Source organism: Streptomyces sp. NPDC088246, assembly GCF_044741025.1.
Taxonomy (GTDB): Bacteria; Actinomycetota; Actinomycetes; order Streptomycetales; family Streptomycetaceae; genus Streptomyces.
Genome location: NZ_JBIURV010000041.1, coordinates 29709 through 52493 on the forward strand (window position 1 = coordinate 29709; position 22785 = coordinate 52493).

Annotated in this window: 23 protein-coding genes and 1 pseudogene; 12 read left to right on the forward strand and 12 right to left on the reverse strand. The window is 68.9% G+C overall.

The features are described 5' to 3' along the window. Nucleotides 1-5 precede the first annotated feature (5 nt). On the reverse strand, nucleotides 6-902 hold the full coding sequence (locus tag ACIPEK_RS36315; RefSeq protein WP_402005250.1) for a hypothetical protein: 897 nt from the start codon (nucleotides 900-902) through the stop codon (nucleotides 6-8). A 203-nt stretch (nucleotides 903-1105) separates the two neighbouring features. After that, entirely contained in the window at nucleotides 1106-1741 is a 636-nt protein-coding gene (locus ACIPEK_RS36320) for a hypothetical protein (protein WP_402005253.1), read from the reverse strand. A gap of 239 nt (nucleotides 1742-1980) precedes the next feature. On the opposite strand from ACIPEK_RS36320, the gene ACIPEK_RS36325 reads away from it, so the two are divergent. Beyond that, a complete protein-coding gene (locus ACIPEK_RS36325; RefSeq protein WP_402005256.1) occupies nucleotides 1981-2499 on the forward strand; it encodes a hypothetical protein in 519 nt (172 codons plus the stop codon). A 56-nt stretch (nucleotides 2500-2555) separates the two neighbouring features. Here the strand turns inward: ACIPEK_RS36325 and ACIPEK_RS36330 are convergent, their stop codons facing one another. From ACIPEK_RS36330 to ACIPEK_RS36355, 6 genes are all read right to left on the reverse strand, one after another. Further along, nucleotides 2556-2849, reverse strand: coding sequence for a hypothetical protein (locus tag ACIPEK_RS36330; RefSeq protein ID WP_328512641.1), 294 nt, complete (start codon nucleotides 2847-2849; stop codon nucleotides 2556-2558). 116 nt (nucleotides 2850-2965) lie between these two features. After that, the gene (locus ACIPEK_RS36335) at nucleotides 2966-3256 is read right to left on the reverse strand and encodes a hypothetical protein (RefSeq protein WP_402005259.1); all 291 of its coding nucleotides are present in this window, start codon (nucleotides 3254-3256) and stop codon (nucleotides 2966-2968) included. An 81-nt stretch (nucleotides 3257-3337) separates the two neighbouring features. After that, the gene (locus ACIPEK_RS36340; protein ID WP_402005262.1) at nucleotides 3338-3934 is read right to left on the reverse strand and encodes a phage tail protein; all 597 of its coding nucleotides are present in this window, start codon (nucleotides 3932-3934) and stop codon (nucleotides 3338-3340) included. A gap of 78 nt (nucleotides 3935-4012) precedes the next feature. Continuing rightward, nucleotides 4013-4414: a hypothetical protein gene (locus ACIPEK_RS36345; protein ID WP_402005265.1), complete on the reverse strand. Its 402-nt coding sequence runs from the start codon at nucleotides 4412-4414 to the stop codon at nucleotides 4013-4015. A 265-nt stretch (nucleotides 4415-4679) separates the two neighbouring features. After that, nucleotides 4680-4868 carry a helix-turn-helix domain-containing protein gene (locus ACIPEK_RS36350; protein WP_402005268.1) on the reverse strand — a complete coding sequence of 63 codons (189 nt, stop codon included), beginning with the start codon at nucleotides 4866-4868 and terminating at the stop codon, nucleotides 4680-4682. Continuing rightward, nucleotides 4865-5374, reverse strand: a complete 510-nt coding sequence (locus ACIPEK_RS36355) for a hypothetical protein (RefSeq protein WP_402005271.1) — start codon at nucleotides 5372-5374, stop codon at nucleotides 4865-4867. Before ACIPEK_RS36355 ends, ACIPEK_RS36350 begins: the two co-directional genes overlap by 4 nt. A gap of 633 nt (nucleotides 5375-6007) precedes the next feature. On the opposite strand from ACIPEK_RS36355, the gene ACIPEK_RS36360 reads away from it, so the two are divergent. Both ACIPEK_RS36360 and ACIPEK_RS36365 read left to right on the forward strand, forming a co-directional pair. Beyond that, complete coding sequence (locus ACIPEK_RS36360; protein WP_402005303.1) at nucleotides 6008-6367, forward strand: helix-turn-helix domain-containing protein; 360 nt, start codon at nucleotides 6008-6010, stop codon at nucleotides 6365-6367. Nucleotides 6368-6456: 89 nt separating this feature from the next. Continuing rightward, nucleotides 6457-6825, forward strand: coding sequence for a hypothetical protein (locus tag ACIPEK_RS36365; protein ID WP_402005274.1), 369 nt, complete (start codon nucleotides 6457-6459; stop codon nucleotides 6823-6825). Between the two features lie 541 nt (nucleotides 6826-7366). Here the strand turns inward: ACIPEK_RS36365 and ACIPEK_RS36370 are convergent. Beyond that, the gene (locus ACIPEK_RS36370; RefSeq protein ID WP_402005276.1) at nucleotides 7367-8218 is read right to left on the reverse strand and encodes a helix-turn-helix transcriptional regulator; all 852 of its coding nucleotides are present in this window, start codon (nucleotides 8216-8218) and stop codon (nucleotides 7367-7369) included. A gap of 264 nt (nucleotides 8219-8482) precedes the next feature. On the opposite strand from ACIPEK_RS36370, the gene ACIPEK_RS36375 reads away from it, so the two are divergent. Beyond that, on the forward strand, nucleotides 8483-8893 hold the full coding sequence (locus ACIPEK_RS36375) for a 5'-nucleotidase (RefSeq protein WP_402005279.1): 411 nt from the start codon (nucleotides 8483-8485) through the stop codon (nucleotides 8891-8893). Continuing rightward, entirely contained in the window at nucleotides 8890-9210 is a 321-nt protein-coding gene (locus ACIPEK_RS36380; RefSeq protein WP_093899390.1) for a (2Fe-2S)-binding protein, read from the forward strand. The genes ACIPEK_RS36375 and ACIPEK_RS36380 overlap by 4 nt, the downstream gene beginning before the upstream one ends. 118 nt (nucleotides 9211-9328) lie before the next feature. Here ACIPEK_RS36380 and ACIPEK_RS36385 read toward each other — a convergent pair whose 3' ends face one another. Next, nucleotides 9329-9733 (reverse strand): pyridoxamine 5'-phosphate oxidase family protein, encoded by a 405-nt coding sequence (locus ACIPEK_RS36385; protein WP_402005282.1) that lies wholly within the window; start codon nucleotides 9731-9733, stop codon nucleotides 9329-9331. Between the two features lie 209 nt (nucleotides 9734-9942). Between ACIPEK_RS36385 and clpB the strand changes: the two genes are divergently transcribed. The 3 genes from clpB (at nucleotide 9943) to ACIPEK_RS36400 (ending at nucleotide 14828) form a co-directional block, all read left to right on the forward strand. Further along, nucleotides 9943-12543 carry an ATP-dependent chaperone ClpB gene (gene clpB, locus ACIPEK_RS36390; protein ID WP_402005285.1) on the forward strand — a complete coding sequence of 867 codons (2601 nt, stop codon included), beginning with the start codon at nucleotides 9943-9945 and terminating at the stop codon, nucleotides 12541-12543. A 387-nt stretch (nucleotides 12544-12930) separates the two neighbouring features. Then, a complete protein-coding gene (locus ACIPEK_RS36395; RefSeq protein ID WP_402005288.1) occupies nucleotides 12931-14196 on the forward strand; it encodes an MFS transporter in 1266 nt (421 codons plus the stop codon). A gap of 71 nt (nucleotides 14197-14267) precedes the next feature. Next, complete coding sequence (locus ACIPEK_RS36400) at nucleotides 14268-14828, forward strand: YbjN domain-containing protein (RefSeq protein WP_327274355.1); 561 nt, start codon at nucleotides 14268-14270, stop codon at nucleotides 14826-14828. Nucleotides 14829-14920: 92 nt separating this feature from the next. Here the strand turns inward: ACIPEK_RS36400 and ACIPEK_RS36405 are convergent. Continuing rightward, a pseudogene (locus ACIPEK_RS36405) lies at nucleotides 14921-15220 on the reverse strand (aminotransferase class I/II-fold pyridoxal phosphate-dependent enzyme); the annotation flags it as partial. Nucleotides 15221-15425: 205 nt separating this feature from the next. On the opposite strand from ACIPEK_RS36405, the gene ACIPEK_RS36410 reads away from it, so the two are divergent. The 4 genes from ACIPEK_RS36410 (at nucleotide 15426) to ACIPEK_RS36425 (ending at nucleotide 18080) form a co-directional block, all read left to right on the forward strand. Beyond that, on the forward strand, nucleotides 15426-15725 hold the full coding sequence (locus ACIPEK_RS36410; protein ID WP_402005291.1) for a WXG100 family type VII secretion target: 300 nt from the start codon (nucleotides 15426-15428) through the stop codon (nucleotides 15723-15725). A 66-nt stretch (nucleotides 15726-15791) separates the two neighbouring features. Beyond that, nucleotides 15792-16088: a hypothetical protein gene (locus ACIPEK_RS36415; protein ID WP_327274357.1), complete on the forward strand. Its 297-nt coding sequence runs from the start codon at nucleotides 15792-15794 to the stop codon at nucleotides 16086-16088. Nucleotides 16089-16120: 32 nt separating this feature from the next. Beyond that, the gene (locus tag ACIPEK_RS36420; protein WP_402005294.1) at nucleotides 16121-16819 is read left to right on the forward strand and encodes a hypothetical protein; all 699 of its coding nucleotides are present in this window, start codon (nucleotides 16121-16123) and stop codon (nucleotides 16817-16819) included. Nucleotides 16820-16829: 10 nt separating this feature from the next. Next, on the forward strand, nucleotides 16830-18080 hold the full coding sequence (locus ACIPEK_RS36425) for a hypothetical protein (RefSeq protein WP_402005297.1): 1251 nt from the start codon (nucleotides 16830-16832) through the stop codon (nucleotides 18078-18080). A 109-nt stretch (nucleotides 18081-18189) separates the two neighbouring features. On the opposite strand, the gene ACIPEK_RS36430 is transcribed toward ACIPEK_RS36425, so the two are convergent. Further along, on the reverse strand, nucleotides 18190-22572 hold the full coding sequence (locus ACIPEK_RS36430) for an FtsK/SpoIIIE domain-containing protein (protein ID WP_402005306.1): 4383 nt from the start codon (nucleotides 22570-22572) through the stop codon (nucleotides 18190-18192). Nucleotides 22573-22785: the final 213 nt, after the last annotated feature.

The following is a 22785-nucleotide window of genomic DNA, read 5'->3' on the forward strand; positions in this document are numbered from 1 at the left end:
GTGCCTCACCTCCGGGCGAGCTTGCGCTGTCCGACGAGGACCGCGCGGGCGATGGTCTGCGAGTCCACCTCGATGTGGACGGGCCGCTCGGCGAGCCTTTCGACGGCTTGGGCGAGCCGGTGGAGGGCGGCGCCGCCGCCGGGGTGGTGGCCGAGCATGCGTTCCAGCTTGGAGAGCGGGATGACGGCTTCGGCCTCGCCGCCTTCACCGACGATCGCGAGCCGGCCGCCGGAGCGGGCCTGGACGATGCCGCCGTCGGCGAGCTGCGGTACGGGGATGCGGGGGAGGTTGAACGCGAAGCCCTTGCCGCCGATGACGGGAACCCAGTCGGGGACCTTGAACTTGACGTGGTTGAGGCCGCCGATCAGGGCGTTGAGCCCGCGGACGAGCATCCGGGTGGGGAGCAGGAAGGCGTTGACGACGCCCTTGAAGAGCGGACCGAGGAACTTGGCGGCGGAGGACGAGGCACTGCGGATGCCGCTCCACGCGGCGGTGAGACCCTTCCTGACCAGGGCCGCGACCTTGTCCATGTTGACGAACTGCGAGATGAGTGGGGCGAGGAGGGTCATGACGAGCCCGAAGGGGCTGGCCGCCATCGTGAGGTTGAGCCCCTTCTGCGCGAGGGACGCGCCCTTGAGCCCCTTGCCCAGGTTCCCCATGGACTTCCCGCCCTTGTCGGCGTTCTTGCCGGCCTTCCCGACGGACTTCTCGACCGCGTCGGCCTGCTTCTTGACGTCCTGGAGGGCCTTCTTGGTCTTGTCGGCGGAGGACTTGAGCTTGTCGAGGGAGGACTTGAACTTGTCAGTGGTGGTTCTTGACCTGCCCAGCGCGGTGTCGGTTCCGCGAGCGGCGGTCTTGATGCCGTCGAATGTCTTGCTGCCCTGGGCAACAGAGGTCTTCATCTTGCTCATCGACGTGGAAAGGCGGTCCGACGTGCTCTTCACCCGGGTCAGGGCAGCCGTGCCGGCTCCTGTGCTCTTCTGAAGTCTGTCGAGACCGCTACCTGTCCTGTCCAGGGAACTCTTGAGACCACTGAGGGCAGAGTTCGCTTGGGTGACAGCTTGTTTGAGATTCATGTGCACCCCTTGCGGCGCGGAAGGACGGATCAGATCCCTGCGAGCGCCTGGCTGAGTTTATTGATGGAATCTCGCGTGGTTGTGAAATTCTGATTGCGTGCGCTCACCGTTGACCTGCTCGAATCTCCGGCAGCGCGAAGGCGTGCCTGCAGCCCCGCAATTTCCTTGTTTGCCCGGTCCGCCGAGTTCTGGGCGAGGTTGATGCGCTTGTTCAGTCCGCCCGCACGCGACATCCTGTAGAAAGTCTTGTCCATGTATTTCCGGAGCTCTTCCGGTTTCTTCTTCAGCTCCTTGTGCTCCTCCTTCTCTTTCAGCGCATCTTCTTCCAGTTCCTTCAGTTCCTGGATCTTCTTCTTTCCTACGGCTTTCTTCCAGAACCAGTTGTCCCCCTCTTCTGCCCAAGGGAAGGTGTAGCGAGGATTTCCCAGGATGGAGAACCCCTTCTCGTCGACCTTGAAGAGGGAGAAGTCTGCCTTGATCACGGTCAGTCCCGTGGCCACGCCGGCCAATGCGACCTTCATGAGGTCCGTTGTATGGTTCAGGGCTGCGACCTTCATCACCAGAGTGTTCGCTTCTTCCTTCCTGAAGTACAGGCGAGCGAAATCTGGGGTGTCCCAATCCCAGGCATGCGGTGAATCGGGTCCTGGCTTTCCGGTGCCGGCCATGGCGGGCTCGCTTTCAGGTGCGGGACTTCATCGTGGCCCATTGCGCACGACGCCGTCAGGTGGAAGACTCGGAGCGAATTTCGGTCAGGCGATCAGGGGCGGGGTGCGTTGTGAACGTTGCGATCGGAATATCAGCCTTCGGTACGACGGTGGGGATTCCTGCTGTGGAGAAGGGGGCGGCATGTTTCGCTATTGAATTATCCGAGCGATATTTTGGTGGGCCTAATGTGGGTGTATGGATGTTCACCAATAGGCCGGTGGGTATACCTGTCCCAGAGGCTGGGAAGACAGGAAATTGGGCGAATGAATGGCTGACCCTCGAAACATTCCACGAGTTGTCGAGAGGGGAGGAGAAGGACAACGGCCTCGCGCGATTGAGGGGAGACGGTCGGCTCTTCTCCGGTACGGATGATCTGGCGCCCGTACTGAACAGGATCGCCAAGTCTTCCAGCGGGCTCAGCGGCCACACACTGGCCATGGTGATTCTGACCGGCCCGCCGCACGATGGCGCTGACTTCATACGAACGGTACGGAGGGCCGCCAGGTATCCAGTCTTTTGGGTCTTCATCGGAACCGGGCCGTCCGTCAAACCTCTGGTCCACCTCGGTGCTGTGGACACGCTCGGATCGGAGCCCGGTGACCCGGACAATTTCGTCATCGTGAAGACAAGGGACTGGTCCGCATTCACCAAGTGGCGCACGGGCCGCCGCATTCGCCGTGCTGTGACGCGTTGGCAGAAGCGGACGCCCACGGGCTGAGCGCGGGCGGTGCCGGACTGGGTTCCGCCCGCAACGGAGACGGGGGCGTCGGGCGGTCAGGAGAAGAAGGCGCTGAGTTCTGCCGGTGTGGGCATGCCGTTCTCCGTGACGATGGTGTCTTGCGGGGCGGTGGAATCGGCGTCCGAGGTGGTGCCGGGCCGGGGGGTCGGTTCCGGATAGTCGAGGGCTTCGGAGTCCTCGTCGCGGTTGACGGTGGCGAACATCCAGTTCGCCACCGTGAGGTGGTCGACGGCGTTCGCCAGGAGGTGGTCGGTCACCGACCATTCGGCGGCCTCGCCGTGGGTCCCGCGGACGAGGGCGCTGTCGCGAGGCAGGTGCTGGACGAGCACCGCGAGTCGGCGGGAGGAGAGCCGGCCGCGGTGCCAGTCGAGCAGGTCGACGCCATAGTGGCGGAGCAGATCCGCCTCAAGCGCCTCGGCGTGCTCTTCGACGAGCTCGCCGAGGCTCAGTCTTCCCCCAGGCCGAGCCCGGTCTCCTTGCCGTACGCCTCAAGGATCGCCGCGATGTCCTGCATCGTGATGTCATGCCGCTCGAAGCGGGTGAACTGCTGCTCCCCGAGCAGGAGTCGGAGCAGGCCGTCGACGTCGTTGTCGTCGAGGTCGCGCAGCCCGCGGGCGGTGGCCCGGGACAGCTCGGTCGGCAGTTCGAACGAGTCCGAGTCGAGGTCGAAGGTCCAGGCCCGGCCGAGCGCTTCGAGGCGCTGGGCGCGGGCGGCGTTGACGTTGAATCCAGCCATGTGGGGCTCCAGTTCGCATGTGGTGAGGAGGGCGGTGCCCGGCGTGCTTCGAGACACGCACGCCGGGCACCGTGGGAGTGGTTAGGCGAGCGCCTGGTCGCTCACCAGCCAGGTGGCTATCGGGTCGCTCGGCTTGTCGCCGGACAGCGCGGTGACAGTGACACCGAGCTTGATGGCGCTGGTCCGGGCCAGGGAGAGTTCCTCGACGTCGGACACGGCTGCGTACGGGACGACGAGGCGGTACCGGAGATCGGTGGTGCCGTTGTTGTCCTTGAAGTCGATGGCGATCGCCCGCTGGTCCTGGCCGCCGGGGGCACCGGTCAGTTCGAGCTTCTTGGCATTCGCCTCGGCCGTGCTTCCCGCTGTGACGAGCGACGTGCTGCCCGTGCCCATGTAGAACTGGAACGTGTCCTTGCTCATCTGGAGCAGCTGGAACTTCAGCGTCACGTCGCGGTCGGTCAGGATGAAGCGCGCCGGTGCCGTCGACTGCCAGGTGTCGATCGGGTCGTTCTTGTCCTTCTTGTTGAACTTCACGCCGTCCGAGGACGTGAAGCCGAGGTTGACCCACGGAGTTGTCATCGACGCCGCGAGGGTGTCGGTCACTGTGGTGCCCGCCGGGGCCACCCAGACGGAACCGGCGCCCGCGATGCGGACCTCGCTGTTCTTGAAGCCAGACATATGTACTCCTCGATCGGTGGGACATGAGTGAGCCCTGCCGCGTGGACAGGGCTCGTACGGTGGGTTGAGCGGTGGTGCTCAGGCGGGTCGGATCGACAGCCGGACCGTGGCGAGATAGCGATGGCCGGCCGGCCGGTTGTAGTCGGGCAGCCAGCGGGGCCCGTCGGCCTCCCTGACATCGGTGACCACGGCCGTGCCGTACGACGTGCCGATCAGCTCCAGGACGCAGGCGCGGGCGGCGAGCGCGACACCGTGCGCGGTGGTCTTGTCCGGCCCGTACACCTCCAGGTCGATCAGTGGCTGGTCGAGATGGAGGTCGTCGACCCAGGCACCGCCGACGCGGGAGATCAGGACGGCCTTCTGGGTGCCGTCGAACCCGGTGGGCGGGCGGTTGTCGACCACGGTGCCGGCCAGTTCGGTCCGGTCCTTGAGGAAATCGACGACGAGCCGTTCCACGTCGGGAAAGCTCAGAATGCTCACATGGACGCTCCCTTCGGGAGGGGCGGATGGGCGGGTGTCCGTGCGTGACCGGTCGCGACCCAGGGGAGTGGGATTCCGGGCAACACGAAGCGGCAGGCCGTCGCCCCTGTGAAGGGGCGCAGCTCTGCCGCTGCTCCAAGTGTGATCGAAGGCATGGGATCCCGCAACTCAGCGAAATACAAAGGAAGTTGAGAGTGGCTGGACAACAGGAGAGGGGTTCACCAGTGCCTGGTGAACCCCTGCGAACCCTAGTTGCCGTGCGCTCTCAGCCGCTCCCTTCCCTGCGGTGCACGGCCCGCTCGGCCGCGAAGACGTCCTCCAGCCGGTACAGCAGCCGCCGGCCCTGCCGCCCTGCCGCCACGAGGTGACCCAGCTGGACCCACTTGCGGATGGTCGCGGGCGACACCTCCACCTCGGTCGCGGCGAGGTCCCCCGAGATCAGTGTCGCGCTCACGAAGCGGACGCCTCCTCCAAGGTGTGACGGCAGGCAGGGTTCACACACATCACCGTCCCCCGCTCCGGAAACGCCCGCAGTGATACGCAGTCGCAGGCGGGGCACCGTCCCGCGACCCGGACCAGTTGCTCGGGATCCCCGAGGGCCCGGGCGCAACGCCTCGCCATCCGGCGGGTCTCGTCCTCCACATGCGCCGCCAGGTCCGGGTGGAGACCGATCTGTTCCAGAAGTTCGGCGATCCGCCGGAGTCGTACGGGCACGGGTGCCGCGGCGAGGCGGCGCAGACCGAGACGGTCCCGTACGGCTTCCTCCAACTCCACCACTCCGTCGGTGATGTCGCGGATGGCGTCCGACACGTAGAGCCGCATGGGGGCGACCGTCCCGGCGGTCTGTCCGCCGCCGCGCCGCTCCCGCAGGCCACCGCCGGTGCTGGGGGTGAGTTCCTGCAGAAGTTCGGGAAAGCGCCGTATCAGCGAGGAGATCCACAGTGCACTGCCTGCGGTCATCTCGCGGCCCTCGCTATCTCGCGGCCGTTGCGCCAGAGGCGACCGCCGCTGACTCCGTCGAACCAGGTGTGCGCGGGGTCTACGACAGCCTCGCACTCCTGCTGTATCGGGCAGTGATTGCAGGCTCGCAATACAGGTTCGGCTTCGGAAAGGGACCGTGTGAACACGAAGCGCTGTGGAAGATGTGCACAGGCGGCCGCTCTGCGCCAGTCGAGCTCATCGCTCGCGTGAGAGAAACCCAAGGTCAAGGTCGTTATGAACGCTGTCGTCGATGCAGGCACGTGCAAGCCCTCCCCGCTCATGGGAACATACGTTCGACAATTGCGAATGCGTGATCAGAGTTGCATGGTGCGAGCGCGTGCGCAAGCGACTACGGTCTGTCGAGGGGGAGGGCCGACATGTCTCAAGTGCTGGCTGATTGAGGCCTATTGACGGGATCTCCACAACTACGCGCGAGCGCGCACACGTATGGGTGCGCGCGCGATCGGTACGCTGTTCCCGCGACGAGGGGAGAGCGACACGATGGGATCAAACTCGTGGGCAGGTGCCCGCAAGGACCAGAGCCACCGTGGACACGATGTCCGCAGCCGTGCGGACGGTCTGGAGGAGTTTGCCGGCTGGGTCGAGGGGTTGATGCGCCGCCGGGGGTACGACATCGACAGTCCGCGCGGAGGTGGCAAGTCGAAGCTGGCCGACGACGCGGGGGTGCACCGGGCTGCGGTGAGCCGGTTGCTGCAGCGGCAGAGCATGCCCGATCTGGAAACAATGCGGCGCCTCGCAGGGGTACTTGGCGTGCCGCTGCGGGACATGCTGATTCGGTCCGGGCGGCTGTCCGAGGACGATCTTCCGGTCACCGCCGGGCGCCGGGCGGCGTGCGGAGAGGACTCCCCGCGTCTGACGCCGGAGGAGGCCGCCCTGAGAATGGGGGTGCCCCCTGAGCTGCGGGAGATGTTTGTGAAAGTCGCGACGCAGTTCCTGTCGGAAGGTAGTTAGGGGATCAGCAGCCCTGTGGGGGGGCGTGAGGGAGTGCGCGAATGGAGAACGAGGGGGGCGGCGGCAGTGGTCCGGCCGAAGAGGCGCGTGTGGCAAAGCTGCTGGGTGCCTTATTGATCGAACTCGGCCACAAGGTCCAGGAGGCGGGTATTGATCGCGTCCGCATCCTTACCGATGAGGAGGTCGAGGAGGATCAGGTGCGCTGGTACCGCAGAGGCTGGGAAGAACATGCCCGCGCGGCCGACCCGCAAGGCCCCGAGGCGTCGAGCCACCCCTCTACCGGAGACTTCTCCGTCCAGCAGGGCCGGCTGATCCAGTTCCCGGCCCAGCCGGGTGAAGGTGAGCAGCCGCAGCCGCATCCGCTGCCGATCGTGGGGGCAGGTGACGCGGCTGTCCGCGACCTGATGCCGCACCGGCCGCGCAGCCGACCATCGAGAGAACGCGGTGACGACGGGTGAGAGGGCGAGCTCCGGTTGGCCGGAATTCCACGACATGGGTCAGCTGATGGCTCCGCCCGGAGGCGTTGAGTGCCTCGGCCCGGCGTCGATCTGCGCAAGGCGGATGCCGGGATGGGCGGGGGCGACGTACTCGGGCTCTCACTCGACTCGCCCTCCGAGGGCTGGGTCAAGGCGCGTACAGGCGCGGTGTGGTTCCCGGGCCCGGCGTCCGCGGCTCATGGGCGCGGAACCAAACGCCGTGGAAGAGCTGTTGAGTATCGCGGGCCTTCTGCTGCCGTTGTTCGTTTATCTGTTCACCTCGGTGCGGACCATCGGCGACGACTGAGCGGGACGGGGCGGCGGGGGACATGGACCCGCCTACCGGGTGCGGGCGCGGGTGTCCCGTTCATGTTGCGGCGTGTTTCGTTATGCCCGACTGGACGATGAGGGCACCGAGTTGAGTTCGGCTGGACGCGTTGAGGGTCTGCTCGTCATGTCCGGTTCACGCACACACCGGCGCGGGGCCGCGGTCGCTCTCCCCCGTATTGCGATTGCGGCCCGTTCAGCACGGATCCTGTTCAAGAATCCCCGACCGGGCTATCAGGTAGCCGAGTTGGGCCCGGCTGTTGCTGCCGAGGACGGCGGACAGCTTGGCGACGTGCGCGCGGCAGGTGCGGACGTTCATGCCGAGGCGCCGGGCGATCGAGTCGTCGACATGTCCTTCTACGAGGAGTTGTGCGATGGAGCGCTGGACGCCACTGATTCCCTTGGGGGTCGGGTCGTACTTGACCTCTTCCAGGAGTGGAGCCGCACGGGTCCAGAGCTGCTCGAATACCCTGACGAGATACTCGACCAGCCCGGGATGGCGTAGTTCCAGGGCGACTTGGCGGTCGTCCTGGGCGGGTATGAACGCGACCGTGCGGTCGAAGACGATGAGTCGCTCTATGAGCTCCTCAAGCGTCCGGATCTCCACGTTGCTGTCGGCCATCCGCTCGGCGTAGGCCAGGGTGCCGGGGCTGTGACGTACGGTGTGCTGATAGAGAGTGCGAATGCTGACACCGCGGTCCACCACGGAGAGGCCCCTTTCCAGGGCTTCGCTGAGGCGGTCTTCGCTACGGCCACCGCCGGGCTGGACGGTGAGGACTTCGGAGCGGCACTCCGCCGTGGCAAGATCGAGCGCCGCGTTGATCCGGTTGACGCCCTCCAGCACGGTGATCGCGTGGGTGGTCGGCGGGTCCTGTGCGCTGATGTCCATGAACGGCTCGAAGGACTCGGCAAGCAGGACCGAATGCCGTCGGCGCTCCTGGATCTCGCGTTCTATGGGGTGCAGGCGCTTCGCCAGAGCGGCGGACGGTGGGACGGGCCGCAGCCAGTCGGGGTCGTCGGGGTCGGGGTGCAGCAGGGCGAAGTCCATGAGGCAGGGCGCCGGTTCCACCTCGCTTCGGGCGATACGTCCTGAGCGCAAAGCGCCGGCGTAGAGACGGACTCCCGCTTCGCATAGTTCGGTGATCCCATGAGGATGTGTCGGCTTTGTATCGCTTATGACCATATTCTCCACCCCCCAGGTTCCTGAACATGCAGGAACATGATGCATCGACTCGGTGGTGTTCGTGTGCCCAGGTGAGACATCGTCTTAGGTGCGGGGGAGAAGAATCCACAAGTGAGGACGAAGCCGACTATGTATAAGCGAATGCTTCGCTCGGCGCTTGCCGCCTCGTTCGTCGCGGCCCTGGGGCTCGGGGTACTGAGCGGCAGCGACATCGCCTGGAGCAGCGAGGCAGCATCCTCGCCGGGTGACATTGCCTGGTCCACTCAGGCGTCTGCGCCGGGTGACATCGCGTGGTCCACTCAGGCGTCGGTGCCGGGTGACATCGCGTGGTCCATCCAGGCGTCTGCGCCGGGTGACATTGCCTGGTCCACTCAGGCGTCGGTGCCGGGTGACATCGCGTGGTCCATCCAGGCGTCTGCGCCGGGCGACATTGCCTGGTCCACCCAGGCATCGGCGCCGGGCGACATCGCATGGAGCGTCGACGCGGCAGCCGAGCCCGGTGACATCGCCTGGTCCGAACCGACTCGTCAGGGCGCATGACCATCCCGCCGGACGACCGGACCTTCCGGCGGGAAATGGCCACGGCCTACCGATCAGGCTGGCATTTCATCGATCTCGTCACTGCCATCCCCCGCTGTGGCGACTCGCTGATGGTCACTCTGTTCGGCGACCCCATTGTTGTCGCACGTGAAGAAGACGACGAAGTACGTGCCTACCGGTGCCTCCGCAAGCCGCGTGGAGCCCCGCAGCCCGTTCGCTGCGCGATTCGGTACGACATGATTTTCGTCAACCTCGACCGGCGGGACCACCAGCTGTTCGAGCCAGAGACTATTTCCGCCACCCCCCGCAGTGCCTGAGCGATCCCCCGTCGTTATATGTCGCTCAGTCACTCCCCCACACAACGGCGCCATCGTGACCTGAACACGATGGCGCCGTTGTGCTGCCCGCGAAGTCCCGGGAAGTCCGCGGTTTCCCTCACGCCCTGCCGAGCGCCCGGTCCAGGGCGATCTCGATGACGACGCGGTCCGGGTTGGGCGCCGGCGTGCGTTCGTAGCGTTCCGCGTAGCGGCTTACCGCGTCAGCGATCACGTCCGCCTCGGTGCGCACCGTGGCGCGGCCCTCCAGTGTTGCCCAGCGGCCCCGGTCGACCTGGCAGACCGCGACCCGGGCGCCGTCCGGGCCCGCGGCCAGGATGTTGGTGACCTTCTGGCTGCCCTTGTTGGTGATGATGCGGGCGAGCCCGGCCCCGGGGTCGTACGTCACACCCACCGGCACCACATGCGGCGTGCCGTCGGAGCGGGGAGTGGTCAAGGTGCACAGGTGGTACTCGCGCCAGAACGCAAGGTACTCGGGGCTCGGATTCGTCACGTCGACTGCCATGGGGAACAGGGTAGGGAGCACGGAACCGCGACCGCCCCTGCGGTGGCGGAGGTCCACTCCGGCCGGTTCACTCGGAGCATCGGAACAGGAGAGCTGGAGCCCGTGGATCGGTCCCGAATCGGGGTTGAGTGGAATAGACTCAACTTTATGCACGTTCACTGAGTCAGTGTTGTGGAGAGATCAGTCACCGCAAGGAGGAGAGAGCGCACGTGGACGCCGAGCTGACCAACAAGAGCCGGGACGCCATCAACGCGGCCACCAGCAGGGCCGTGAAGGACGGACACCCCGATCTGACCCCGGGGCATCTGCTGCTCGCGCTGCTCGCGGGCGAGGACAACGCGAACATCATCGACCTGCTCGCCGCCGTCGAGGCCGACCAGATCGCCGTACGCACCGAGACGGAGCGGCTCCTGGGCGCGGAGCCCAGCGTCACCGGGTCGACCGTCGCCCCTCCGCAGCCCAACCGCGAGCTGCTCGCCGTCATCGCGGACGCCGCGCAGCGCGCGAAGGAGCTCGGCGACGACTACCTCTCCACCGAGCACCTGCTGATCGGGATCGCTGCCGAGGGCGGCCGCGCCGGTGAGATCCTGAGCGCTCAGGGGGCCAGTGCGAAGAGGCTGCTGGACGCGTTCGAGAAGAGCAGGGGAGGGCGCCGGGTGACCACACCCGACCCGGAGGGTCAGTACAAGGCCCTGGAGAAGTTCGGTACGGACTTCACGGCCGCCGCCAGGGAAGGCAAGCTCGACCCGGTCATCGGACGTGACCAGGAGATCCGGCGTGTCGTCCAGGTGCTGTCGCGGCGTACGAAGAACAACCCCGTACTCATCGGCGAGCCCGGCGTCGGCAAGACGGCCGTCGTCGAGGGGCTCGCCCAGCGCATCGTCAAGGGCGACGTCCCCGAGTCCCTGCGGAACAAGCGGCTCGTCTCGCTCGACCTCGGCGCGATGGTCGCGGGTGCCAAGTACCGCGGCGAGTTCGAGGAACGGCTGAAGACCGTCCTCTCCGAGATCAAGGAGAGCGACGGGCAGATCATCACCTTCATCGACGAGCTGCACACCGTCGTCGGCGCGGGCGCCGGCGGCGACTCCGCCATGGACGCGGGCAACATGCTCAAGCCGATGCTGGCCCGCGGCGAGCTCCGCATGGTCGGCGCGACGACGCTCGACGAGTACCGCGAGCGGATCGAGAAGGACGCCGCCCTGGAACGCCGCTTCCAGCAGGTGCTGGTGGCGGAGCCGAGCGTCGAGGACACCATCGCGATCCTGCGCGGCCTCAAGGGCCGTTACGAGGCCCACCACAAGGTCTCCATCGCGGACTCCGCGCTGGTGGCCGCCGCGACCCTGTCCGACCGCTACATCACCTCCCGCTTCCTCCCCGACAAGGCCATCGACCTGGTCGACGAGTCGGCGTCCCGGCTGCGCATGGAGATCGACTCCTCGCCCGTCGAGATCGACGAACTCCAGCGCGCCGTCGACCGCCTCCACATGGAGGAGCTGGCCCTCAAGAACGAGACCGACCCCGGCTCCAGGCAGCGCCTGGAGAAGCTCCGCCGCGACCTCGCCGACAAGGAGGAGGAGCTGCGCGGCCTCACCGCCCGCTGGGAGAAGGAGAAGCAGGGCCTCAACCGCGTCGGCGAACTGAAGGAACGCCTCGACGAACTGCACGGCCAGGCCGAACGCGCCCAGCGCGACGGCGACTTCGACACCGCTTCCAAGCTGCTGTACGGGGAGATCCCCGGCCTGGAGCGGGAGCTGGCGGAGGCGTCCGAGGCCGAGCAGGAGGCCGCCAAGGACACGATGGTGAAGGAGGAGGTCGGCCCGGACGACATCGCCGACGTCGTCGGATCGTGGACCGGCATCCCGGCCGGCCGGCTGCTGGAGGGCGAGACCCAGAAGCTGCTCCGCATGGAGGACGAGCTCGGCAAGCGCCTCATCGGTCAGACCGAGGCCGTACGGGCGGTGTCGGACGCGGTACGCCGTACCCGCGCCGGAATCGCCGACCCCGACCGGCCCACCGGCTCGTTCCTCTTCCTCGGCCCGACCGGTGTCGGCAAGACGGAGCTCGCGAAGGCGCTCGCCGACTTCCTGTTCGACGACGAGCGGGCCATGGTCCGCATCGACATGAGCGAGTACAGCGAGAAGCACAGCGTGGCGCGTCTCGTCGGCGCCCCGCCCGGCTACGTCGGCTACGAGGAGGGCGGCCAGCTCACGGAGGCGGTCCGCCGCCGCCCGTACAGCGTCGTCCTGCTGGACGAGGTCGAGAAGGCCCACCCCGAGGTCTTCGACATCCTGCTCCAGGTCCTCGACGACGGCCGGCTCACCGACGGACAGGGCCGGACGGTGGACTTCCGCAACACCATCCTGATCCTGACCTCCAACCTCGGCAGCCAGTTCCTGATGGACCCGCTGACGGAGCCCGAGGTGAAGAAGGAACAGGTCCTGGAGGTCGTACGGGCCTCGTTCAAGCCGGAGTTCCTCAACCGGCTCGACGACCTGGTGGTCTTCTCCGCCCTGTCCGGCGACGAGCTCTCGCACATCGCGAAGCTTCAGATCGACCGGCTCGCGGGGCGTCTGGCCGAGCGCAGGCTCACCCTGGACGTCACGCCGGAGGCCCTGGCCTGGCTGGCCGAGGAGGGCAATGACCCGGCCTATGGAGCACGGCCGCTGCGCCGCCTCATCCAGACGGCGATCGGCGACCGGCTCGCGAAGGAGATCCTCGCGGGCGAGGTCAAGGACGGGGACACCGTCCGGGTGGACCGGATCGGGGACGGCCTGCTCGTCGGCCCCGCGACCTCGGGGAAGACCTTGTAGACCCTGCGGACGGCGTACGACCTGTTCGACGTCATGTCCCCGGCCGGAAGACCACACGTCCCGGCCGGGGACTCGTCGTCTGCGCCGCAGTGCAATTGAGGAAGAATTGCGGTGATTTCCGGAGAACGGAAAATCCTCCGTCGTCATGGGTGGTCCGGTGTTCAACATCGATATTGAGCCAAACGTCCCACGCCGCGTCGAGGTGCGGGATCACGTCACCCTGCTCCGCCCAGGCCGCACCGCCCGCCCCTGACACGGGACTCCCGCTCGGGCGCCCGCAGCGCCCGCCCGGGGTCGCGCGAATAATCAGGACACCTCGGGCCGCCTTTCGTGACCTGCTCACAAGGAGGATTAGAGACCGAATTCGGCAGCCGGTAGCGTGCCCGCATGGTCGAGCGGATAAGCGATGAGATAGGTCCGGGTCCGAAAAAGCCCAGACGCGACAATCTCATTCACCTCAGCGAATTTCGTACCCTCTGGGCCGCTTATGCCCAGTCGATCCTGGGCGACCAGCTGGCACGCGTGGCCCTGTCGTTGCTGGTGTTCGAACGCACCGACTCGCCCGGATGGACCGCGGCAACGTATGCGCTGACCACCTTGCCCGCTCTGCTGTCCGGGGTGCTCCTGTCTGGCCTGGCGGACCGTTTCCCCCGGCGTACGGTCATGATCGGATGCGACCTGGTGCGGACGGTGCTGGTCGCGCTGATGGCCCTGCCCGGGACGCCGTTGCCGCTGCTGGCCGGGCTGCTGGTGCTGGCGCAGCTGGCCGAGGCACCCTTCGGCGCTGCGCAGGGCGCACTGCTGCCGACCGTGCTCGGCGAGCAGAGATACGAGCGGGGCCAGCGAGTCATGCTGATCACTCACCAGGCCGGACAGCTGGTCGGTTTCGCCGGTGGGGGTGTGCTGGTCGTATGGCTGGGCAGTCACCTGTCCCTGGGTGTGAACGCGGTGACTTTCCTTCTCTCGGCGACCCTGGTCAGGTTCGGCGTAAAGGCCCGTCCCGCGGCAGGTGCCGACGAGCGGAAGCCGCGGCTCGGGGCTCAGGTCGGGAGTGCGGCCGCACTGATCTGGTCGGATCGCAGGCTGCGGTCGCTGGTCGCGCTGGGGTGGCTCGCGGGGTTCGTCGTCCTGCCGGAGGGGCTGGCCGCCCCCTTCGCGGACGAGGTCGGCGGGGGCGCCGCCTCGGTGGGACTCCTGCTCGCCGCGCATCCGGCGGGAATGGTGCTGGGTGCGGCTCTTCTGGGGCGGGCTCGGGTCGGGGACGAGTGGCGGCGCCGCCTGCTCGGGCCGTTGGCGGTCGGCGCGAATCTGCCGCTGCTCATCTACTGGCTCGGTCCCGGCGTAGGTGTGGCCGTGCTCGTGTTGATGGCGTCGGGGGTGTGCTCCGCCTATCAGATCACCGCCGGAGCCACCTTCGTGCTCCTGACCCCGGCCGGCCAGCGTGGCCAGGCGCTGGGGCTCGCCAGGTCGGGGCTGATCGCCATGCAGGGGATCGGTGTCGCCCTGGGTGGCCTGGCAGCGGAGCTGTCCGGGTCGTCGGCTGACACCATCGGTGCGTCCGGACTCCTCGGAGTGCTGTGTGCGATCCCTGTCGCCGTTGCCTGGTCGCGGGCGCGGGAAGCCGATGCGGGGACGATTCCCCGGAGGGCGTAGACCTACTGGCCGTCAAACGCGGCTAGGGTCGACGGAAGGAAACCACGTGCGATCCACAGGAGTACCCAGCGATGTCTATCGATCCTTCCTCGATTCCTAATTTCGGGGGCCAGCCCGAACCGCAGGCGGCAGGAGCCGAGGGCCCCGTTGTCCCTGACCAGGACCTCGTCAAGCAGCTCCTCGAGCAGATGGAGCTGAAGTACGTCGTCGACGACGAGGGCGACCTCGCGGCGCCGTGGGAGGACTTCCGCACGTACTTCATGTTCCGCGGCGAGGACGAGCAGCAGGTCTTCTCGGTCCGTACGTTCTACGACCGCCCGCACGCCGCGGACCAGCGTCCGGTCCTCCTCGACGCGATCGACGACTGGAACCGCCGCACCCTGTGGCCCAAGGTCTACACGCACACCCACGAGCCCGAGGAGGGCTCGGAGGAGACCGAGGTCTCGGTCCGTCTCATCGGTGAGGCGCAGATGCTCATCGGTACGGGCGTCAGCCTGGAGCACTTCGTCTCGTCGACGGTCAGCTGGGTGCGCGCCTCGATCGAGTTCGACAAGTGGCTGCAGGAGCGTCTGGGCCTGACGCCGGCCGAGGAGAAGACGGACGGCACGGAGCAGGCCGCTCCGGACGCCTGAGTCCCGCACGGCAGTGACAGCCCGGCCCGGGGCGGCGGTCTCCATGACCGCCGCCCCGGGCCGGGTTTTTTCACGGCGGGGCGGCCCTTGGGCTACAGCCGCTTGAGCCGGGACACCGCCTCGGCCAGCACGTCGTCACGCTTGCAGAAGGCGAACCGTACGAACGGCGCGCCCTGCTCCCGGTGGTCGTGGAAGACCGCGTTCGGGATGGCGACGACCCCGCACCGCTCCGGCAGCGCCCGGCAGAAGGCGAAGCCGTCGCTCTCGCCGAGGGGGCGGATGTCGGTGGTGACGAAGTACGTCCCGGACGGGCGGTAGACCTCGAAACCGGCCTCGGCGAGCCCGCCGCTCAGCAGGTCCCGCTCGGCCCGCAGATCGGCGCGCAGCCCCTCGTGGTTCGGTGAGGGAACGTCACTCCGGCGCCGGGACGGGCTGTTGCGGGCCATGGGGGTCTGGTCGCAGGCCTGATCAGGGCGTCGGCCCGCCACTTTCGTCACTGTTCCGCAACAGGCATGAACCGCCCCGCCGGGTGCCCCGTACAGCCCGGTGTGCGCGGCTCAGCGACCGCGGCGACCCGAAACGAGAGAAGGAACCGACATGCCCGGCGGCAACATCAAGATCAGCCCGGAAGAGATGCGGGAGGCGTCGATCTGGCTGCAGCACCAGAAGGAACTGATGCAGCAGAGCCTCCACGAGGCCAACACCAAGATGGACGAGATGGTCGAGGCGGCCTACGCGACGCCGGGCTCCGAGACCAAGTTCCGTCCGTTCTGGGAGGAGTACAAGAACGGCACCGATAAGGCGATCGAGGGCCTGCAGGGCGTCAGCGAGTTCATCAAGCAGGTCGCCGACGCGTTCGTCGACACCGACGACCAGACGTCCGGCTCCATCGGCTGACGTGCCCTTGTGTCCGGTCCCGCCCTTCTGCGGCGGGACCGGACGGCGGCCGGAGAGGAGGAACCGATGACCCGCATCAGCGTCCCCCTTGAGGACCTGAACGAGACGGTCAAGTCACTTGAGGACATCGGGGAGCGGATCAACAACACCGCGCGGCTCAGCGACGTCGGATCGAAGGACGATGTGGGCGATTCGACGCTCGCCGACTCCCTCGCCGACTTCGACGACGCATGGGGCAAGGGCCACGAGAAGGTGCAGGACAACGTGAAGGTCTTCTCCGAGAACACGAAGAAGATCTCCGACGCCTTCACGCAGACGGACGACGAGACCGTCAAGACGCTGGACGACTCCAAGAAGACCTGACGAGAAGCCTGCTGGCAGAAGGGACATGCGTCATGACGCATCCGGTCACGGACCGGGCTACGGGGGCGCCCGCGCACTACAAGCTGCGCTACCCCGGCTCCTGGTGGTATCTGGACCTCGACCCGAGCACCCGGGACGCGTCCATCCGCCGCCGTATCGAGCACCAGGCGAAGGGGGTTCCGCAGCTCTCCCGCGAGCGGCTCGACGGCCTGATCCGCGACACCCGCCGGACCGCCCGCGAGGCCTACGCCCGAGGGGCGCTCCAGGCGGCGGGGATGGTCAGGTTCCCCGGCGGGGACGCGATGCTCAGCGCCACGTCCGTCGTGCTGCGGATGCCCGTGCCGGAGGACCAGTCGGCGGATCTGGCCGAGGTGCTGTTCGGGGCGAGCATGCAGGCCGGGGACCCGCAGAGCAGCGGGTACCCGCCGCGCGAGGTGGATCTGCTGGAGCTTCCGGGCGTCGGACCGGTCGGGCGGATCGCCTCGATCGAGGACATCGACTACAAGGGCACGCCGGTGCGTACGGCGCTGCTGCACACGCTGTTCCCGATCCCGGACCGCCGGGAATACCTGCTGGTCTCCAGCTCCACGCCCAATGTGGAGCTCAAGGACCAGTTCTTCGAGGTGTTCGACGCCATCGCGGGGACGCTGCGCTTCGTGGAAGTCAAGAGCAAGGGCACGGCTGTGCCGGCCGCACAGAGCCCGCAGGGCACGGACGAGAACGGAAAGTGAGGGCGCGGCAATGGCGCGGCCAGCGGTGTCCGACTGGGAGACGGTCTTCGGGTTCTCGGACGACCCGACGCCGGGCGATGCGGAGATGCTCGGGAAGCTCGCGGGCCAGTACCGGTCCGTCGCCGGCGACGCGGACCAGGCGCTCCCCATCGTCCGCGGCCTGAAGAACAGCCAGCTCGGCGAGGGCAAGGCCATGGACAAACTCCGGCACAAGCTCGGGGACCTGGCCAATCAGGTGGAGAAGCTGCACAGTTCGTACGACAAGGCGGCCCGCGCGCTGGACACCTATGCCGACCAGCTGGGGGACCATCAGCGCAAGGCCGACAACGCCCTGGTCGACGGACGGGACGCCAAGGAGCGGTTGCAGCGGGCCACCGATGCCGCCGCCGCGGCGGGGTCCGTGATCAGCGGCCTGGACGCGGCGGACCCGCCCCCGCCGGACGACGAGGCGGCCCGGCGCAGTGCGCGCCAGGCCATGGAGAATGCCCGGAACGACCAGTCCGCGGCGCAGGGGGACGCCGACAGCGCCCAGCGGGATCTCGACGCCGCCCGCATGCTCGCCGAGGACGCGCGGGAGCTGCGCGAGACGGACGCCTCGACGGCGGCCCGCGCCCTGGACGACGCGACGAGCGAGGCGGTCCCGGGCAAGAGCCTGTGGGAGAAGATCAAAGACATCTTCAAGAAGGTGCTCGGCTTCATCAGCGCCGCCCTGGGCATCATCGCCATGCTCATCCCCGGATTGCAGGGCCTGGGGCTCATCCTGACGATCGCCAGTCTGGTCACCGCTGCCATCCCCTTCATCATGAACATCGTCGACAGTATTCAGTCGGGCGAGTGGGATGTGCTCGACATGGTCCTCAGCGGCCTGGGGCTGGTGCTCGGCGGCATCGGCCTGATCAAGATCGCCAATCTGGGCGGGATCGCGAACACCCTCAAGACCGTCACGAGCGATCTCAAGGCGATCCAGATCAACATCAAGACCGTGATCCCCACCATCAAGTCGTTCACCGGGTTCAAGAACCCGGGCGACCTGGTCGCGAACCTGCTGAAGAACATCCCCGGTGGCGTGTGGAAGACACCGGACATCCTGAAGCAGCTGCCGGGCATCACCAACATCTGGACGAAGACGGCGGGGTGGATCGACCAGAGCTCGAACCTCATCGGACTGGCCGGCCTCGCCTGGGCGATCAACGGCGCCGTCCCCAACGGGACGACGAGCACGATCAAGCACGACCCCAGCTACGTGGAGGGATCGACCTGAGCCGGGCCGCGTCCCGTCATGCGTGAGGGCTCCCGCCCCGGCCGTCGCCGGGGCGGGAGCCCTCTGCCGTGAGACCTCACAGCCGGTGTCGGAACCCTCGCACAGGCGCTCAGCTCCCGGCCGGCGGAAGCACCGTCTCCGGGACCTGGACGGTGCGCAGCACGCCGTCGCCCAGGTGCAGGATCGCCCGCCCCGGGCGGGTCGCGCCCAGGCGGCTGCGGGGCACCTTGACGCCGATCAGTTCGCCGTCGCTCATGTTCTGCGGCTTCAGCAGCAGACCGCACCGGTTGCGGCGGGCCTCGGTGTGCCAGCCGGAGAAGCCGGAGGAGAGCCGGTCGGTCTGCCCGGAGATCACCAGGCCCCGGCCGTTCTCGGCACCGGACTTGGCGATCTGGGTGAGGACGGGCTCGGCCTTCGTCTTCAGCAGCAGGTCGGCGTCGTCCAGGATCACCACGGCCCCCTGCGGCGAGGACGCCAGCGCCTCCTCCAGCGCGGTGGGGTCGATGTCGGACTCGTCGAAGACCGCGAGCACACCGGGCCGTCCGGCGAGTTGGCGCAGCTGCGACCTGGAGGGCGCGCCGACGACGATCGGCATCCCGGTCGACAGCAGCGACAGCGCCAGAGTCGCCAGGACGGTGCTGCGGCCGGAGCGGGCGGGCCCGGCGACGAGGAAGGTCGACGTGATGGCGAAGTCCGGCCCGGACGCGATGAGTTCGTCGCCGCCGACACCGGACAGGGCCCACCGTGCGGACGGCAGCGGCTGCGGCACGTACCGGATCGCCTCCTCCCAGGTGAGCCGGTCGGGCAGGGTGTCGACGCGGAACGGCCGGGTGGAGTCAGGCAGCTGGGCCGCCCGCTCGCGGCAGTACTCGGCGATCTGCTGGAGCGCCACGGCCTGCGCCTGGCCTTCCGGGTTGTCCGTGAGGAGCGCGATCTGCACCTCCGCCTTGTCGGCGGCACGGAACGCGCGGCCCGGCGGGATCTCGTCGGGCACGTTGCGCTGGGTGATGCCGATCATCCCGTACTCGGACTTCTCGTTCAGCTTCAGCACGAGCTTGTCCTCGGTGGAGCCGTTGACCCGGCTGGAGAACAGCGCCCGGTCACCGGTCATCACCAGGTGGATGCCGACGCTCGCGCCGTCCCGGAGCAGGGTCAGCACGGAGCTCAGCAGGTTCCCGGAGTCGTACTCGCCGAGCTGCTTGTCGAAGACCTCCCACCGGTCGATGAACAGCACGATGTGCGGCGGCCGTTCGGCCTCCGGCAGGGCGCGGCGGAGCTCCGGAAGGTCGGCGCTGCCGCGGGCGGCGAGCATCTCCTGGCGCCGGGTCAGCTCCCCGGACAGCCGGGCGAGCAGCCGGGCCACCCGGTCGGGCTGGGTGCGCTGGGTGATGGCCCCGCAGTGCGGCAGCCCCTCGATGGGCAGCAGCGCGCCGTTGCCGCAGTCGATGCCGTACATGTGCAGCCGGTCCGGGGAATGGGCGGAGGCCAGGGTGCCGGCGATGGTGCGCAGTGTCTGCGACCTGCCCTGCCGGGGCGAGCCGATGATGTGCAGGTGCCCGAGCGTCGCCGGGTCGATCACCAGAGGCAGCCGGGCCTGTTGTGCGGGCAGGTCCACCACGCCGTACGCGACGGGCGCGAGGTCGTAGTCCGAGGGCGGGGGCGCCGGCAGTTCGCCGGTGACCAGGACCTCGGGCAGCGGCGGGAGCCAGGGGCTGTGCTGCGCGGGGATGCCCATCTCCCGGTCCGCTTCGCGGATCGCCGTGACGAGCCCGGTGAGGTCGGTCTCCACCTCGGCGGGTACGGCCGCGTCGCGGGGCCGCGCCGGGAGCGGCTCGCCGAGCCGTTCCCAGCCGACCGTCACCGCCCAGGGTGCCGGCAGCGAGGTCGCCGCGGCACCGGGCCGACGGCCTCCGACCCGTCCGGACTGGAACGGCACGAGGGAGTTCTGGCCCAGGCGCACATAGGCACGACCGGGGGTGCCCTGCGAGATCCCGGCGGCCTCGGCGGAGTTGAGGACGTCCTGGCTCTCGCCGGCGTCCGTCACCCGGAGCGCGATGCGCAGGTTGGTGTTGGCGCGGATCTCCGAGGAGACGACGCCGCTGGGGCGCTGCGTCGCCAGGATCAGGTGGATGCCGAGGCTGCGGCCCCGCTGGGCGATGTTGACCAGACCCTTCACGAAGTCCGGCAGGTCGCGCACCATCGAGGCGAACTCGTCGATGACGATGAGCAGCCGGGGCATCGGCGCGCGGCCCGCCGGGTTGCGCTCCAGCAGTTCGACGTAGTCCTCGATGTCCTTGGCGCCGGCCGCGGCGAGGATGTGCTCGCGCCGGGTGAGTTCCGCCGTCAGCGACACCAGGGCCCGTTCGACGAGGTGGGCGTCGAGGTCGGTGACCATGCCGACGGTGTGCGGCAGGTCGACGCAGTCCTTGAACGCGGAGCCGCCCTTGTAGTCGACCAGGACGAACGTCATCGCGTCCGGACGGTTCGCCACCGCGAGCGAGGCGACCAGCGTCTGGAGGAGTTCGGACTTGCCGGAGCCGGTGGTGCCGGCGACCAGCCCGTGCGGGCCGTCGCGCCGCAGGTCCAGGTAGAACGGACCGTCCAGGGAGACGCCGACGGCCGCCCGGGTCGAGCGGCCCCCGGCCGTCCAGCGCGCCCGGATGCCGGCGGCCTGCGGCGGGTCGAGGGCGAGGACGTCGAGCAGTCGCGCGGAGCCGGGAAGCACCGCGGCCTCCTCGTCGGCCCCGCCCGGGTCCCGCAGCGGGCCCATCGCGCGGGCCAGCGAACGGCACCAGTCCAGGGACACCGCGTCGGGCCGGATGCCCCCGACGGTGCCCCTCCCGGAGCGTCCCACCCGTACGGTTCCGCCGGGCTCCTCGGCGACGACGGCGTGGCACTCCTCGGGCAGCAGCCGCTCCTCGGCGTCCAGGCAGACCGCGCGGACGCCGACGGCCGGTCCGTCGCGCAGGATCTGCGCCACGCCGGGCAGCGAACGCAGCCTGCGGGCTCCGTCGAGGATGACGAGCACGTCGGGCCCGGCGGGCCGGCTCCGCCGGTCCTGCCGTCCGGCGCGCTCGACGATCAGCGCGGTGAGTTCGGCGACCCGCCGGGCGCAGGTCTCCGTGCCGTAGCCGATGCTGGCCGGGGTGTCGCCGGACTTCTTGCGCACATGCGGCAGCCAGCGCAGCCAGGACCAGCCGTCCCGGCCCCGTTCGCCGGTCGTCAGCAGATGGATCTGGAGGTCACGGGGGCTGTGCAGGACAGCGGCCTGGGCGACCGCCCAGCGCGCCACGGCGCGCGCGGCCGGGCCCTCGCCGGCGATGCCCAGGACGTCGTGCTCCCGCAGCGGAACGGTCACCGGGACGTCGTACGCGGTCCGCGGGTCCTCGCGGCGGTGTTCGTCCTTCGTCGGGTCCTGGAGCACCACGTCGGAGGCCAGATCGGCGGTTCCGATGCGCAGTTCGAGGAAGTCGGCGTCGGAGGTACGGCGTTCCCACAGGCGGCGCCGGGGGCCGACGGCGGTCAGGAGGACCTCGGCCGGGTCCGGGAAACCGCGGCGCCGGGCGGTGCGTTCGGCCGCCAGGGCCTTCGCCGCGTCGCCCTCGATGCGTGCCTTCTTCTCCTCGTAGGCGGCGACACTGCCGGAGTGGGTCTGGCGCCCGGTGCGCCGGCTCATCAGATAGTTGCCGAGGATCGCGACCGGGGAGAGCAGCCCGAACAGCAGCATCGACATACGGTCGAATATCAGCGCCCCGGCCCCCGCCATCACCAGCGGGGCCGCCGCGGTGATCCACGGGAGCGGCCGGGCGGCGGGCGGGGCGGGCGGGGAGGGCAGGGTGAAGCGGGTGGCGTTCTCGGCCGGCCGCAGCCGCGGCGGCCGGTTGTAGTCCCAGCCGGTGCCGTCCTCCGACGGCTGCACGGCCGCGTCCGGCTTCTGCGGGAGGGCGAGTTCGAGCAGGCTGTCTCCGACGAGGAGCTGTGCGCCGGCCGGCCAGGCGGTCGCCTCGGCGAGGTCCTCGCGGTCCAGTTGCAGGGTGCCGCCGCCCGGTGCGGAGGCGTCGGGCGCGATACGGCAGCGTCCTTGGGGGCCCACCGCCAGGACGGCGAACGGACGGTCCGGTACGGCGCGCAGCACCTGGGCGGTCCCGTCGTGGGCCAGCCCGATCCGGTACTCGCCCATGTCGAGCCGGTGCACGGTGCCCGCGCCGGTCCCGCCGACCGCACGGACCTCCACCAGCCCGTCCGGTTCGGCCGACACGGTGCCCGCCGGGCGGCCCAGGCCCACGATGGCCGCGTGGTGCAGCGGCGCGTCCCGCAGCCGCATATCGGCGGGCAGCAGCCGGTCGCCGGCGTACAGGCCGAGGCCCTCCGGGGGCCGGTGGACGCCCCCCGCCCCGGCCAGCGCCTCCGCGACAGCGCGCACAGGCGTGTCGGGATCGGCGTCGAGGTGGACGTCGAACGCGTCACCGCCCTCCTCGACCACGGTCAACATCAACGACACGAGAACGTCCTCCAGCCGGCGTGAATGGGGGGCCTCGGCAGCCGCACTCGGCGGCTGCCGTGCCACTGACGTGACCTACGGCGCCCGGGGGGGGGGGGGGCCCCCCCCCCCCCCCGGGGCCCCCCCCCCCCCCGCGGCCGGGGGGGGGGGGGGGGGGCCGGCCCCCCCCGAGGGGCGGCCCCGTGGGGAACCCCCCCCCCCCCC